General features: G+C 31.6%; 16 protein-coding genes. 8 read left to right on the forward strand and 8 right to left on the reverse strand.

Annotated features, from left to right (window positions below; all coding sequences use genetic code 11):
• Position 1: 1 nt before the first annotated feature.
• The 8 genes from hemA to LNAT_RS06210 all read left to right on the forward strand — a co-directional run bounded on the left by hemA (position 2) and on the right by LNAT_RS06210 (position 7,392).
• Positions 2-1,261: a glutamyl-tRNA reductase gene (gene hemA / locus LNAT_RS06175; protein ID WP_096259472.1), complete on the forward strand. Its 1,260-nt coding sequence runs from the start codon at positions 2-4 to the stop codon at positions 1,259-1,261.
• Between the two features lie 68 nt (positions 1,262-1,329).
• Positions 1,330-2,349, forward strand: a complete 1,020-nt coding sequence (hemE, locus tag LNAT_RS06180) for a uroporphyrinogen decarboxylase (RefSeq protein ID WP_096259474.1) — start codon at positions 1,330-1,332, stop codon at positions 2,347-2,349.
• A gap of 36 nt (positions 2,350-2,385) precedes the next feature.
• Complete coding sequence (gene hemB, locus LNAT_RS06185; RefSeq protein WP_172413513.1) at positions 2,386-3,372, forward strand: porphobilinogen synthase; 987 nt, start codon at positions 2,386-2,388, stop codon at positions 3,370-3,372.
• Between the two features lie 60 nt (positions 3,373-3,432).
• The gene (hemC, locus tag LNAT_RS06190; protein ID WP_096259478.1) at positions 3,433-4,308 is read left to right on the forward strand and encodes a hydroxymethylbilane synthase; all 876 of its coding nucleotides are present in this window, start codon (positions 3,433-3,435) and stop codon (positions 4,306-4,308) included.
• 46 nt (positions 4,309-4,354) lie between these two features.
• Positions 4,355-5,719, forward strand: a complete 1,365-nt coding sequence (hemN, locus tag LNAT_RS06195; RefSeq protein WP_096259480.1) for an oxygen-independent coproporphyrinogen III oxidase — start codon at positions 4,355-4,357, stop codon at positions 5,717-5,719.
• Positions 5,720-5,728: 9 nt separating this feature from the next.
• Complete coding sequence (locus LNAT_RS06200) at positions 5,729-6,424, forward strand: hypothetical protein (protein WP_096259482.1); 696 nt, start codon at positions 5,729-5,731, stop codon at positions 6,422-6,424.
• A gap of 112 nt (positions 6,425-6,536) precedes the next feature.
• Positions 6,537-7,088, forward strand: coding sequence for a DJ-1 family glyoxalase III (locus tag LNAT_RS06205; protein WP_096259484.1), 552 nt, complete (start codon positions 6,537-6,539; stop codon positions 7,086-7,088).
• A 10-nt stretch (positions 7,089-7,098) separates the two neighbouring features.
• On the forward strand, positions 7,099-7,392 hold the full coding sequence (locus LNAT_RS06210; protein WP_096259486.1) for a hypothetical protein: 294 nt from the start codon (positions 7,099-7,101) through the stop codon (positions 7,390-7,392).
• Here the strand turns inward: LNAT_RS06210 and LNAT_RS06215 are convergent.
• From LNAT_RS06215 to LNAT_RS06250, 8 genes are all read right to left on the reverse strand, one after another.
• Positions 7,389-8,264 carry a DMT family transporter gene (locus LNAT_RS06215; protein WP_096259488.1) on the reverse strand — a complete coding sequence of 292 codons (876 nt, stop codon included), beginning with the start codon at positions 8,262-8,264 and terminating at the stop codon, positions 7,389-7,391. The two genes, LNAT_RS06210 and LNAT_RS06215, sit on opposite strands and share 4 nt — an antisense overlap.
• On the reverse strand, positions 8,264-9,220 hold the full coding sequence (locus LNAT_RS06220) for an amino acid ABC transporter permease (RefSeq protein WP_096259490.1): 957 nt from the start codon (positions 9,218-9,220) through the stop codon (positions 8,264-8,266). The genes LNAT_RS06215 and LNAT_RS06220 overlap by 1 nt, the downstream gene beginning before the upstream one ends.
• Positions 9,217-10,017: a transporter substrate-binding domain-containing protein gene (locus tag LNAT_RS06225; protein WP_096259492.1), complete on the reverse strand. Its 801-nt coding sequence runs from the start codon at positions 10,015-10,017 to the stop codon at positions 9,217-9,219. The genes LNAT_RS06220 and LNAT_RS06225 overlap by 4 nt, the downstream gene beginning before the upstream one ends.
• Positions 10,018-10,029: 12 nt before the next feature.
• On the reverse strand, positions 10,030-10,773 hold the full coding sequence (locus LNAT_RS06230) for an amino acid ABC transporter ATP-binding protein (protein WP_096259494.1): 744 nt from the start codon (positions 10,771-10,773) through the stop codon (positions 10,030-10,032).
• 8 nt (positions 10,774-10,781) lie between these two features.
• Entirely contained in the window at positions 10,782-11,600 is an 819-nt protein-coding gene (locus tag LNAT_RS06235) for an amino acid ABC transporter permease (RefSeq protein ID WP_096259496.1), read from the reverse strand.
• Positions 11,593-12,306: an amino acid ABC transporter permease gene (locus LNAT_RS06240; protein WP_096259498.1), complete on the reverse strand. Its 714-nt coding sequence runs from the start codon at positions 12,304-12,306 to the stop codon at positions 11,593-11,595. Before LNAT_RS06240 ends, LNAT_RS06235 begins: the two co-directional genes overlap by 8 nt.
• 30 nt (positions 12,307-12,336) lie before the next feature.
• Positions 12,337-13,119 carry a transporter substrate-binding domain-containing protein gene (locus LNAT_RS06245; protein WP_096259500.1) on the reverse strand — a complete coding sequence of 261 codons (783 nt, stop codon included), beginning with the start codon at positions 13,117-13,119 and terminating at the stop codon, positions 12,337-12,339.
• A 100-nt stretch (positions 13,120-13,219) separates the two neighbouring features.
• Positions 13,220-13,918 (reverse strand): flagellin, encoded by a 699-nt coding sequence (locus LNAT_RS06250; RefSeq protein ID WP_096259502.1) that lies wholly within the window; start codon positions 13,916-13,918, stop codon positions 13,220-13,222.
• Positions 13,919-13,966 lie beyond the last annotated feature (48 nt).

Raw genomic sequence — 13,966 nt, forward strand, 5'->3', positions numbered from 1 at the left:
AATGTATTTTATAATTAGTTTTAACTATAGAAATTCAGATATAACTCTTAGGGGAAAGTTAGCAAAACTTAAATTAGAAGATTTTAAAAATTATAAAGAGGTTATGGTTTTAAGTACATGTAACAGATTTGAAGTTTATTTTGATAAAAAATATGATTTAAACGAACTGTATAAAAATATTTTTTCTAAAGTTATAGATGAAGAAGAATTTAAAAAAGCAGAAATTTATGAAGGAAAAGATGCGATAAGGCATACTTTCAGGGTTGCTGCAAGTCTTGATTCAATGGTGGTGGGTGAGGCTCAGATTACAGGGCAGCTAAAAGAGGCTTTTATGGAAAGTTATGAAAAACATTATATGGCTCAGGATTTGACAAGACTTATTCATTTTTCTTTTAAATGTGCTAAGAAAGTAAGAAACCAAACACAGATTTCAAGCGAACCTGTCTCAGTAGCTTCCATCGCTGTAAAAAAAGCAAAAGAAAAATTGAATGATCTAAGCGGATATTCAGCGGTTGTTGTAGGTGTCGGTGATACGGCAAAAATTGTTTGCAAAAATTTAATAAAAGAGGGTGTTAATATAATATTGGTAAACAGAACGGTTGAAAATGCATTTGCCCTGAAAGAAGAATTAGGGGATGAAGTTAATATTGATGTTCATCCTTTGGAAAAGCTTCCAAAACTTATAAATAATTACAGACTTCTTTTTTCAGCAACAGCTTCAAAAGAACCGATTATTAAAAATGAATTTATTAAAGACACCTCTTATAAAAGAATATGGTTTGATTTGGCAATCCCTTGTGATATAGAAAATGTCGAATGTACGAATGTAGAAATAATCAAAGTTGATGATTTAAAAAATATTTCTGAGGAAAACCTCAGAAAAAGAAAAAAAGAGCTTGTTTTTGCTAATGATTTAATAGAAAAATGTGTTGTAGAATTTTACAAATATCTTCAGTCTGTATCAATAGAGCCGGTAATAAAATTTTTGCAAGACAAAGCGAAAGAATGTGCTACTATGTCTTTAAAAAATGCGGTGAAGAAAAAATATATTCCAGCTGAATATGAAGAAGATGTTGAAAAAATACTTCATAATGCATTTAAAAGATTTTTACACAATCCGAATTTGACTCTTAGAAAAATGGCCGATTCACCAGAAGTCGATATTTTAGTATCATCTTTAAAAAGACTTTTTGGAATAAAAGGTGATATCTTAGATATTAATAAATGTGAATATCATATGGATAAGGGAATACTCAAATAGTTAATATTGAAAAACGTAAAATTGACAATTAATAGAAAAAGTTATAAATGAAAAATGAAAGGAAAAATATGATTTTTATTGATGCATGTTTTGGGAAAAAAACTCCTTATACTCCTGTTTGGATGATGAGACAAGCTGGAAGGTATCTGCCTGAATATATGGAAATAAGAAAAAAAGTTGGAAATTTTTTGGATATGACAAAAAATCCTGAGATTGCAGCGGAAGTCACAATTCAGCCGGTAAGACGCCTTAACGTGGATGCCGCCATTTTATTCAGTGATATTCTCAATCTTCCAATGGAAATGGGTCTTCCTTTAAGATTTGAAAAAGGTGTAGGCCCTGTTTTTGAAAAAACAATAGATAATGAAGAGGATATTGAAAAACTAGACAGCAATGCAGATAAAAAGATTTCATATGTTTATGAAGCTGTAAAATTAATAAGAGCAGAACTAGACAGGGAAAAAGCGTTAATAGGCTTTGCCGGAAGTCCTTGGACTATTGCCACTTATATGGTTGAAGGAAGAGGAAGTAAACAATATGCAAAAATAAAAAAAATTGTTTATACAAATCCTATGATGCTCCACAGACTATTAGCATTTAATACAAAAGAGACAATTGAGTATTTGTCTAGTCAAATAGAAGCCGGTGCAAATGCCGTAATGGTGTTTGACAGCTGGGGTGGTGCACTTGAGAGAGATAAATTTTTTGAATTTTCCTGGAATTATATGAAAACAATAGCAAAAGAGATAAAAGAAAAATATCCTGATGTACCTGTAATTTTATTCAGTAAAGGCGTTGGACTTTATATGAGCGATATGGACGGGGAATTTGATGTATTAGGGGTTGACTGGAATACACCAATAGATTATGCTTTGGGAATATTTAAAGACAATTATACTCTTCAGGGGAATATGGAACCCACAAGACTATATTCAAAAAGTGCAACAAAAGAAGCTGTTGAAAAAATAGCTTCTGTTATGAAAGGACACAGGCATATTTTTAATTTAGGACATGGAATTCTGCCTGATGTACCGGTTGAAAATGCAAAATATTTTGTTGATTTGTGTAAAGAAATAACTGCTAAATAATGTATAATTGAAAATGGATAATGGAAAATGTAAGGAGTGTTTATGAATTTAAGAAGACTTAGACTTAATTCTAATATAAGGGATTTGGTCAGGGAAAATTTTGTAACAAAAAATGATTTAATTATGCCTGTTTTTATAAAAGAGGGACTTGATGGTAAAAATGAAATTCCTTCAATGCCGGGAATTTATCAAAACGGAGAGAATGCTTTTTTAGATGAAATTGCTGAATGTATAGATCTAGGAATAAAAGCGGTTATACTTTTTGGAATTCCAAAATTAAAAGATTCAGTTGGAAGTGATGCATTGGATGAAGAAGGTTTGATTGCCAGAAGTGTAAGAAAAGCTAAAGAGACTTTTGGAGATAAAATAGCAATTATTACAGATTTATGCTTTTGTGAATTTACAGAACACGGTCACTGCGGAATAATAAATCCTAAACTAAAAACTGTTGATAATGACGCAACCCTTGAAATCAGTGCAAAGCAGGCTTTAATTCATGCCGAGGCCGGGGCTGATATGATAGCACCAAGCGGAATGATGGATAATATTATTGAGACTCTCAGAGAAGCCCTTGATAATAACGGATTTTCTCATATTCCTATTATGAGTTATTCTACAAAATTTGCAAGTGCTTTTTACGGACCTTTCAGGGATGCGGCAGAGAGTGCGCCTGTGGCAAATGAATATCTGCCAAAAGACAGAAAAACATATCAGATGGACATAGCAAATTCAAGAGAGGCTCTCTTAGAGAGTCTTATAGATGAAGCACAGGGTGCTGATATATTAATGGTAAAACCGGCACTTGCTTTTATGGATATAATAAAAGAAGTAAAAGAAAACACTTTAAAACCTCTTTGTGTATATAATGTAAGCGGAGAGTATTCTATGGTAAAAGCGGCAAGTATGAATGGTTGGATGGATTATGATTCTTTGATGATGGAAATCTTAACAAGTTTTAAAAGAGCGGGAGCTGATATGATAATCAGTTACCACAGCAAAGACGCGGCAAAAATATTAGGTTAAAAATTAAAAGTGTAAAATGAAAAATTAATGTATAATTTGCAAAAAATTTAAAGGATAAGAATGAAGTTAACAATAGCAACTCGTGGTAGTAAACTTGCTCTTTGGCAAGCGGAATGGGTAAAAGCAAGACTTGAAAGTTTAGGGCATGAAGTAGAACTTAAAATTGTAACTACAACAGGAGATAAAATTTTAGATAAACCTTTAATTGAAATTGGTGGAAAAGGGCTTTTTATTAAAGAGGTTGAAGAGGCTCTTTTAAACGGCGAAGCCCAAATTGCAGTGCATTCACTTAAAGATTTTCCAACTCAGTATGACACAGAACATTTTACTCTTGCAGCAGTTCCAAAAAGGGAATCGGTAGAAGATGTGTTTCTATCTGAAACATTTGAAACACTGGCGGATCTTCCTTTTAATGCAGTTGTCGGAACAAGTTCTATAAGACGTGCAATGCAGATTAAAGCGTTTAGGAATGATTTGATAATTGCGGATTTAAGAGGAAATGTTGATACAAGAATTAATAAATTAAAAAACGGTGAATATGACGCAATTATTTTAGCTCATGCAGGAGTTAAAAGACTGGGACTTAAAAAAGCGGTAAAATATCTTGAAATAATTGATACAGATGTGATAATTCCTGCTATGGGTCAAGGGGCTTTAGGGATTGAAACTATTAATGATGAAAAAATTATTGAGGCCGTAAAACCTCTTAATGATTTAAGAACTTTTGTAGAAGTCAGTATTGAAAGGGATTTTGTAGACACCTTAAATCTTGGATGTCATGCACCGGTTGGTGTAAATGCAAAAATAATGCCTGATGATTCTATTAAAATTAAAGCTGTGCTTCAAAGAGATGATGAACTTATTAAAAAAGAAGTTGTTATTGCTTTTGATGAATGGAAAGAAGCAGGTAAGGAATTTGCCAGAGAATTTTTATAAAAACGGATAATGTAAAGTGGAAAAATGGATAATTAAAAGGTAGAAAATGATTAATGAAAAAATAGATTTTGAAAAACTTGCCAAATATTCAAGACACGCTCCAAGATATACTTCTTATCCTACTGCAGTTGAGTTTAAAGATTTGGCACCTGAGGATATAATAGATGAATTTAAAAGCGATAAACCGCTCAGTCTATATTTTCATTTGCCTTTTTGCAGGAGTGCTTGTTATTTTTGCGGCTGTAATGTGGTTTATACAAGCAAAGCTGATAAAAGAAAGCGTTATATAGAATATTTAGCAAAAGAACTTAAAATTTTAAGCAAATATCTTGATACAAATAGAATGGTAAGACAGCTTCATTTCGGTGGAGGGACTCCAACATTTTTTACCCCGGAAGAACTTGAAGAAGTTTATGAGCTAATTTATACCTATTTTAAAAATTTTGAAAATGATGCAGAAATAAGTGTAGAGATTGATCCTAGATTTTTTAGTAAAGCTCATATGGATGTTATGAAAAAATACGGTATAAACAGGATCAGTTTCGGAGTTCAGGATTTTAATGAAGAAACACAAAAAGCGGTAAACAGAATCCAGCCTTTTGAAATAACAAAAGAAGCCGTAGATATTGCAAGAGATGCTGGAATTAAATCTATAAACATAGATTTGATTTACGGCCTACCTTATCAAAGTTTGGATACATTTAAAAAAACGCTTGAAAAAGTAATAAAATTAAATCCTGACAGACTTGCGGTGTTCAATTACGCACATGTGCCTTGGCTTAAAAAAGGTATGAGAAAAATTGATGAGACCACTCTTCCAAGCCCGGAGGAGAATCTTAAAATTTTTAAATATACAATAGATTTTTTTGAAAACAACGGGTATATAATGGTTGGAATGGACCATTTTGCAAAACCTGAAGATGAACTTTTTAAAGCTATAGAAAAAGGCGAACTTCACAGAAACTTTCAGGGATATACCACAAAAGGCGGAGCTGATTTAATAGGTATAGGGCTTACTTCTATCAGTGAGACTGAAAACGCATATTTTCAAAATTATAAAGATTTAAAAAATTATGAAAAAGCCATAGATGAAGGAAAACTTCCGGTATTCAGGGGTGTGATATTAAATGAAGAAGATAAAATCAGAAAATATGTAATAATGGAAATGATGGCAAATTTCAGTTTTGATATTAAAAGATTTGAAGAAAAATTTGATATTAACTTTTTTGAAAAATTTGAAAATGAAATGAAAGAACTTCAGGAATTTGTGGATGCGGGACTTGTTGAAATCACACCTGAGAAAATAAAAGTGAACAGAACGGGAAGTTTATTAATTAGAAATATAGTGCTTCCTTTTGATGAATATTTTAAGAAAATGAAAAATCAAAAAGTTTTTTCAAAATCTGTATAAGGAAAAAATATGAAAATTTCAATAGGAAACCTGCCTTTAAAAAATATTAAAGCCGATGTTTTTTTGCATCCAATTAAATACAAAGATTCAATTACTTACGAGCCAATGGCAGAAGAAGCAGTAATTGCCTTAATTGCTAAACATTTTACTTATGATAAGGTGCCCGAAGAGGTTAAAGATTATTTTGATGATATGGATGACGGATATTTATTTAGTGAAAGTAATTTTGATGAATTTGATTTAGAAAAACTTGAAATTGGCGAAATAATTATAGGAAAGGATATTTTGCTTCATCCGAAACTGGAAAATATTAAAAAATTTTTGGTAATTTTAAGGGATTTTGGAGGATTTAAAATAAACGGAATAAATCTTCCTAATTATTTTGAACCAAGTGATCCTATTTTAGAAGAAATTGTAGAGACGGAAAAAACGTTTGAATGTAATTTAGAAGAAATTGATGAACTGCCTAGTTTTGACGGGAGTGTCGTATATGCATGTGATGATAACTGGGTTGTTAGGGCAAATGAGTTATTGTGCTCACAACAATTTATAATTGCTAATAAAATCAAATCTTTAAAAGTTGAGGTGGAAGGAGAAATTAAAGAAATTAAAAAACTTCCCGAACTTAAAGGAACTTTTGGAATAATTTATAAAAAAGTGGATGTTTATCCGTTTTTGAGGGTCAATATTAAAAATTTGGTATAATATATTAAATTGATAATGAAAAATGTAAAATGGAGAATATAGGTATTTAAATTTTATAAGATGTTATTAATTTTCCATTATTCATTATACATTAAATTTAAAGGAGGGCGAAATGGCAAAAGTATGTGTTCCTTTGGCAAATGGTTTTGAAGAAATTGAAGCGACTTCTTTAATAGATGTTATGAGAAGAGGGGGTCTTGATGTAATCGTTGCCGGTGTAGGGGGAGATGTAATATATGGAGCTCACAATATCAGGGTAATTCCAGATACAAAAATTGAACTAGTTAATGCAGATGAACTGGATTTGATTGTTCTTCCAGGAGGACTTCCTGGGGCTATAAACTTGGCAAATGACGAGCATGTTCAAAAACTGCTTAAAGAAATGGATGAAAAAGGTAAATATGTAGGGGCAATCTGTGCAGCTCCTTACGCATTACAAACCGCAGGGGTATTAAAAGATAAATACACTGCATATCCTGGATGGGAAGGTAATATTAGAAAAGAAGGGTATGTAAGTGATGCGAAAGTGGTTGAAGATAAAAATGTTTTAACAAGTAAAGGTCCTGGAACTGCAATCTGTTTTGGACTTGAAATTGTCAGAAAATTTGCGGGAGAGGAAATTTATAAACAGTTAAAAGCAGGGTTGTTGGCTGATTTTTGTTAAGGAGCTAAAGATGAGGGGAATTGAAGCATTAGAATATTTTCTTGAAAGCTGGCAGGCTAAACTTAGAGAATTTGACGAATATGATGAATTCGATGCAATGATTGAATATGTTTTCGGAAATGAAAGAAAATTTTTTGATTCAAAAGTTTTTATAGATAGATTTTTTGACAGAAAAATTCATTTTGATTTGGAAGAAGAAATAAATGAATTTTTACCTGAAGAAATTGAATTTGACCCATTTAGCGGTAATTTATATATTAAAAGAAATTTATTTGAAATTAAAATAGCACCGAAAATTTATTAATTTTTTGGGCTGAAAAATTTAATAATTTTATCTCCTATCTCACTTATTATTGTTGCCGTTATAACTAAAAGACCGCCAATAATTTGGAGAAATGTTAATCTTTCTCCGTATATTATTCCAAAAAGCGCTGCTGTAACCGGTTCAAGTGCGAAAATAATCGCTGTTTTGGTAGGGGATGTGTATTTTTGTGCATAAGTCTGAACAAAAAAAGCAAACACTGTGGCAAAAAATGAGGTAATAAAAAGTGCAAAAATCACAACAGGGGTAATTCTTATATTATGTGATTCAAACGGTACAAATAAAATACTTAACAGTGCAACCATTAAAAATTGAAAAGTAACAAGTGTATAAATATTATATTTTTTAGAGAAAGCATCTGTAACACTTACATGCAGACCACAAAATATTGCACACAAAAGCGGATAAATTTCATACACATTAAAAACCAGTTTTCCGCTTAGTGTTAATAAATATAATCCAATTACAGCAATAAACACACCTATTATTGAATTTGTTTTAATTTTTCTTTTAAAAAGAATATAAGAAAACATAGGAGTAAATACAACAAAAAGTGCCGTTATAAAAGCTACTATGTTTGATGGGACATAATTTAAAGAATATGTTTGTGTTGCGTATGCTACAAAATTTATACTTCCTAAAATTGTAGCAGCTATAATATCTTCTTTTTGAAAAGAAATTTTTTTGTAAAAAATCAAAAGCATTAATAAAAAAGCCAAAAAAAATCTTGCAAAAAGAAAAGAAAAAGTTGGCAGATCTTCTATTGCCTTTTTCATTAAAATAAAAGTGGAGCCCCAAAAAATGGCTGTTAAAATTAATAAAACATCAGAATATTTTTTAAATATCCTATCCACTAAATTCCGCCTTGAGCTTTCATTCTTTTTTCAAGTTTATGACCTATAAAACTTAATATAGATGTAAGCATTAAATATAGGGCTGCGACTGTAAGCCATGTTTCAAACGGCGAAAATGTATTCGCAACAATTTCTCTACCAACTTTTGTAAGGTCTGTTATAGAAATAATAGATACAAGTGAACTGTCTTTTATTAATGAAATAAGCTCGCCCACTAAGGCTGGAAGAGCTTTTCTAAGAGCCTGAGGCAAAATAATTAGATACATTTTTTGTATTGGTGTGAATCCAAGAGACATTGCCGCTTCATGTTGACCTTTATCAACTGCCTGAATGGCGCCTCTTAAAATTTCAGCAATATAAGCGCCGTAAAATATTGACAAACTCATAACTCCGGCCCAAAATCTAGGGAGTGCAAAAATTGTTGCAACAATAAAATAAAAAATAAATAACTGTACAAGCAGAGGCGTACCGCGGATTACAGTTACATAAAAACTTCCGATATAATCGAGGGCCGGTATGCCGCTAAGCCTGATAATTGCAATAATAAGTCCAATTAAAAATGCAAAAAACATGGAAATAACCGAAATTTTAATTGTTACCCAAAGCCCCATAATGAAAGGCCCCGGTTTTAATTGTTCTTTATATGCAAATTCATCATCCTGATATAAGTATTCCCCGTTTTTAAATTCAAGTTTGTATCCGTTTATATCAAATTGATATGTTTTTTTATTTTCACAGATTATTACGGCTTTGTTGTTTTTTATTTCTAATTTTCCGTCACAAGGTGAGGTAAGAGGAATTTTTGCTTTATAAACAAAATATTTCGGGATCATGTCCCATTTCCAGGCATAATTTATTTTGCTTGCAGCGTTATATAGAAAATACCCTAAAAAAATATAAAAAAGGGAGGCTAAAAGTAAGCCTATTTCCTTTTTTTTTAATAATGACTTTTTCATTGAACTCTTTTCAACCAGTCAGTATTTCTAAACCATTTATTATACAATTTTTCATAAGTCCCGTCGTGTTTAATTTGTCTTAGGAAATTGTTAAGCCAGTTTAGAAAATCAGGATCGCCGTGATTTATAGCAAATCCGAGAGGTTCATAAGTTAAATCTTGGTTTAGAAAAATCAATTTACCTTTACCTTTTCCAGCCATAAATAGTTCGTTGTATGGTTTATCGTATATAAACGCATCAGCTCTGTTGTTTAATACTTCCTGAACTGCCGCACTTTCTGAATCAAATGTTTTTATAGTAGCATGTTTAAACATTCTTCTTGCAGCTATTTCTCCTGTTACTCCAAGTTTAGTGGTAATTACCATTCCTTTTTTATCTAAATCTTTATAACTTTTTACACCTTTGTGCTTTTTGTTTACTAGAAGTGTTTGACCAACCAAGAAATAAGGATTTGTAAATGCAACTTTTAGGTTTCTTTTTTGAGTTATTGTCATACCTGAAATGATAATATCACATTTGTTTGTAATGAGTGCCGAGATGATTCCGTCCCATGCAGTAGGGACCAGTTTTAATTTAACTCCCATATCTTTTGACATTTTTTTGGCTATGTCAACATCAAATCCGATTATTCTTCCATGTTTGTCCCTCATTTCAAACGGCACGTAACCCGGTTCTAAACAAACTCTTAGTTCACCTTTTTTAAGAACCTGATTTAATGTTGATTTTTGCCAAAGATTAAAATCTGCAGCAAAAAGCATTGAAACTAAAGCTAAAACGGTAAATAGTAATTTTTTCATTTTCTTCTCCTTTTAATGATGTAAGATTTCGCTTAAGAATTTTTTAGCCCTGTCTGTTTTAGGATTATTAAAAAATTCTTCAGGTGTGTTTTCTTCAACTATCTGACCAGCATCCATAAATACAATTCTGTCACTAACTTCTCTTGCAAATCCCATTTCGTGGGTAACACATACGATTGTGTAATTTTCCCTTGCCAATTCTTTCATAACATCAAGTACTTCACCTATCATTTCAGGATCCAATGCACTTGTAGGTTCGTCAAAAAGAATGATTTTCGGTTTCATTGCAAGTGTTCTGGCAATTGCAACTCTCTGTTTTTGTCCCCCACTCAGTTCGCTTGGATATTTATTTGCCTGATGCGGGATTTTAACCCTCTCAAGCAGGTTCATTGCAAGCTCCTCAGCCTCTTTTTTGGGCATTTTTTTTACTTTAATTGGAGCTAATGTAATATTTTCCAAGATTGTCAGATGCGGGAAAAGGTTAAAATGCTGAAACACCATCCCAACTTCTTGGCGTAGTTTGTTTATGTTTGTTTTTTTATCATATAAATCTTTCCCGTCAACAATCAATTTTCCGCTGTCTATATCTTCAAGTCTGTTTATACATCTGATAAGAGTAGATTTCCCACTTCCGCTTGGTCCGCAGACCACTACAACTTCCCCTTTATTTACATCAAAATTCACACCTTTTAAGGCATGAAAGTTGCCGTAATATTTTTGAATATCTTTCATTTGAATAATTTTGTCGTTTGCCATCTAAGCTCCTATGCGTTAAGCTGTTTTTCTACTTTTTTTTCCAATGTATGAGAAAATTTACTCATACTAAATGCTATACTGAAATATACCAAAGCTACAAAAGAAAATACTTCAAAACTGATATAAAGCCTGTTATTGATAATTGTTGCTGCCCTGAAAAATTCAATTACACCTATTGTATAAGCAAGAGATGTGTCTTTAAACAAAGCAACAAACTGTGAAACAAAAGCCGGAATCATTTTTCTATATGCCTGAGGCAGAATTATATAAAAAAATGTTTTAAAATTATTCATTCCCAGTGATTTTGCCGCTTCAAACTGTCCTTTTGGAATGGAATTTATTCCGGCTCTTACAATTTCGGCAACATAAGCGCTTGTAAAAATGGTAAAAGCTATTATTGCCGCAACGGTAGGGGATACATGCGCCTGGGTGTGAAAAAAACTCATTGAAAAAACCGGTATTGCAAAAAATACCCAGAATATCACCATTAGTAACGGGGTTGCCCTTACAATTTCTATATATAAAATTGCAGGTATTTTAATTATTTTTACACTCGACCATCTTGCAATTCCTAAAATTGATCCAAGTACAAAACTTAAGATTATTGAAACAATGGCCAAAATAAAAGTTAAAGCGAGCCCTCCGATTTCCCCCGGTCTTCCAAAGAATAAAAACCTTAAATTGTCTTTAGTAAACAGTTCTTCATAATGGGTTTCGGGATATGCAATCATCTGAAATATTTTTAATAAAACAGCAATTACAACAATATTAAAAATCCAAAATATTAATTTGTGTGTTTTAAAATAATTTTCAATTTTTTTAAGCATTTTTTACGCCTTTTGAAAACTTAATTTCAATTAAATTCATAATAAAAGATGTTGTAAGTGTTAAAATTATATAAAGTATTGTAACTGCTGTTGCCGCCTCAAAACCTCTAAATGTAAGTGCATCAATTTGCTGAGTTGCAAAAGTCAGTTCTGCCACACCTATTGTCATTGCCAGTGAAGAGTTTTTAATAAGATTTAAAAACTGGCTTGTAAGCGGAGGAATGATAATTCTTACTGCCTGGGGATAAATTATATACCACATTACTTGAAATTTATTCATTCCAAGTGACATTGCCGCTTCAAACTGTCCTTTTGGAATTGAGCGAATTCCTGCTTTTACAACTTCTCCAATATATGCACCAGTATAGAGTATAAGTGCTAAAAGAGCCGAAAAAAATGCATCAACATCATTTATATGTAAAAATTCTCCCCATGAATTTAAAAACGGAAATATTTGGGATAATGTAAAAGTAAAATAAATAAAAAACATCTGAACAATTAGTGGAATGTTTCTAAAACTTTCAACATAATAACTTGCAAAAAGGCTTATCCAAAAATTTTTTGAAGCCCTTCCTATTCCTACAATTGAGCCAATTATAAAACTGAAAAATATTCCCAAAACCGAAAGCTTTATTGTAGTAATGAAACCATCTATTAGCAGTTGTTTATACTCTATCAGCACATGCCAGTCAAATTCATAACCCATTATTTACCTTTGTCCCCAAAAGGGGAGAAATTATTTAGGCCAAACTTCAGGAAGTCTGTTTGGTTTAGTACCGAACCATTTTATATACAATTTTTCATAAGTACCGTCTCTTACAGCATCTTGAATTGCAAAGTTAACCGCATCCCTAAAATTGGATTCGTTTTCTCTAACGCCCATACCGTAAGGTTCAAAAGTAAATGTACCGCCTACAACTTTAAATGCTCCATGAGAATTTTTTGCCTGAGTTACACACCAAGTATAATCAGTTGAAACAGCATCAATTTTCCCTCTTTTAAGAGCCATTATTGCCTGTGGATATTCTTGGAAATATACTAATTTAACTTTTGGATTTACTTTTAATAAGTTTTGTCCGCTTGTGGCACCTTGGATTACACCAACTTTTTTACCGCTTAAATCATGATAATTTTTAACGGTAGAATCTTTTCTAACTAAAATTGACTGACCGTCAAAATAATAACTGATTGTAAAGTCAATTGGTAAATCTCTTTGAACTTTATGAGTCATACTTGCTGCCGCAATATCAACAGTACCGCTTTGAACCATAGGGATTCTTGTTTTTGAAGTAACCTGAGTAAATACAGGTTTTACACCAAGTTTTTTGGCAATATATTTAACTAAATCAATATCAAAACCTACAACCTGACCTTTTTCGTTTACAAATCCAAACGGAGGAAAATCATATTTTACCCCTGCCTTTAATACACCTCTTTTTTGCACATCCTGAAGAAGATCTGCATTTAAACCGCTGAAAAGAACTCCTAAAAGGATAAACAGTGCAAACAGTTTTTTCATTTTTTACTCCTTTATTTTTTTTCAATTTCGATTATAACAAAAAAATAATAAAATCAAATAGATTTTTTAAAGATATTTTAATAGAAAGAAAAAAGTAAAATCAGTCCCTAAGAAGGGAAGTGATATATTCTATATTTAAGCTGGTTTGATGGGCATGGGCTAGAAGTGAAGAATTGAGTTTTATTTTTTCATTTTGCATATCAATAATTTTTTTTGCCATATCAGGTTCGTTTTGGGACTTTGCCGCTGATTTGGCAACTATATTTTGAGATAATGTGTCAACTTTGTTTGTCAATGTGTTTTGTGCCGCCCCAATATTTGAGAACGCTTCATTTAAAGATTTTTCAAAATTATCCATGTTATCAATATTAAAATCCGGCATAGAGGTATTTATATTAATATCATTAAACTGAAAATTTCCAAATACGTTTTTATTGTTATATGTTGTATTTTCAAGTGTTTTATTTATATTCTCGGCGTATTTTTGAATTTGGGAGTTAATTGCATTTAAATTATCATTGCTTAATGCGGCGTTATTTGACGCTACCTGAAGTGTTTTTATATTATGTAAATTATCCCTTATTGAATTTAAGGCGCTATTTGCAATTTGGGTAAAACCTATTGCATCATTATAATTATTGATTTCCTGTAAATTTGTGTCAATATCATTTTGCAGTACATCATTTACAAACTGATTAACTAATTCCTCAGTTTTTGGATTTGCGATTTTGTCTATGTCTTTTTGGATTTTTTGTAAATGGTTGTTTATGTGGTTTTGTGTGAGGTTTTGAACTTTCATTTTCCCCTCCTTTATTTGATAAATTATATCATAATTTTGATAAAATGT

It is taken from the genome of Lebetimonas natsushimae, from assembly GCF_002335445.1.
Lineage (GTDB): Bacteria > Campylobacterota > Campylobacteria > Campylobacterales > Nautiliaceae > Lebetimonas > Lebetimonas natsushimae.

Coding starts and splice junctions, on each gene's coding strand:
- hemA (WP_096259472.1), top strand. CDS start 2: ATGTATTTTATAATTAGTTTTAACTATAGAAATTCAGATATAACTCTT.
- hemE (WP_096259474.1), top strand. CDS start 1,330: ATGATTTTTATTGATGCATGTTTTGGGAAAAAAACTCCTTATACTCCT.
- hemC (WP_096259478.1), top strand. CDS start 3,433: ATGAAGTTAACAATAGCAACTCGTGGTAGTAAACTTGCTCTTTGGCAA.
- hemN (WP_096259480.1), top strand. CDS start 4,355: ATGATTAATGAAAAAATAGATTTTGAAAAACTTGCCAAATATTCAAGA.
- LNAT_RS06200 (WP_096259482.1), top strand. CDS start 5,729: ATGAAAATTTCAATAGGAAACCTGCCTTTAAAAAATATTAAAGCCGAT.
- LNAT_RS06205 (WP_096259484.1), top strand. CDS start 6,537: ATGGCAAAAGTATGTGTTCCTTTGGCAAATGGTTTTGAAGAAATTGAA.
- LNAT_RS06210 (WP_096259486.1), top strand. CDS start 7,099: ATGAGGGGAATTGAAGCATTAGAATATTTTCTTGAAAGCTGGCAGGCT.
- LNAT_RS06220 (WP_096259490.1), bottom strand. CDS start 9,220: ATGAAAAAGTCATTATTAAAAAAAAAGGAAATAGGCTTACTTTTAGCC.
- LNAT_RS06225 (WP_096259492.1), bottom strand. CDS start 10,017: ATGAAAAAATTACTATTTACCGTTTTAGCTTTAGTTTCAATGCTTTTT.
- LNAT_RS06230 (WP_096259494.1), bottom strand. CDS start 10,773: ATGGCAAACGACAAAATTATTCAAATGAAAGATATTCAAAAATATTAC.
- LNAT_RS06235 (WP_096259496.1), bottom strand. CDS start 11,600: ATGCTTAAAAAAATTGAAAATTATTTTAAAACACACAAATTAATATTT.
- LNAT_RS06240 (WP_096259498.1), bottom strand. CDS start 12,306: ATGGGTTATGAATTTGACTGGCATGTGCTGATAGAGTATAAACAACTG.
- LNAT_RS06245 (WP_096259500.1), bottom strand. CDS start 13,119: ATGAAAAAACTGTTTGCACTGTTTATCCTTTTAGGAGTTCTTTTCAGC.
- LNAT_RS06250 (WP_096259502.1), bottom strand. CDS start 13,918: ATGAAAGTTCAAAACCTCACACAAAACCACATAAACAACCATTTACAA.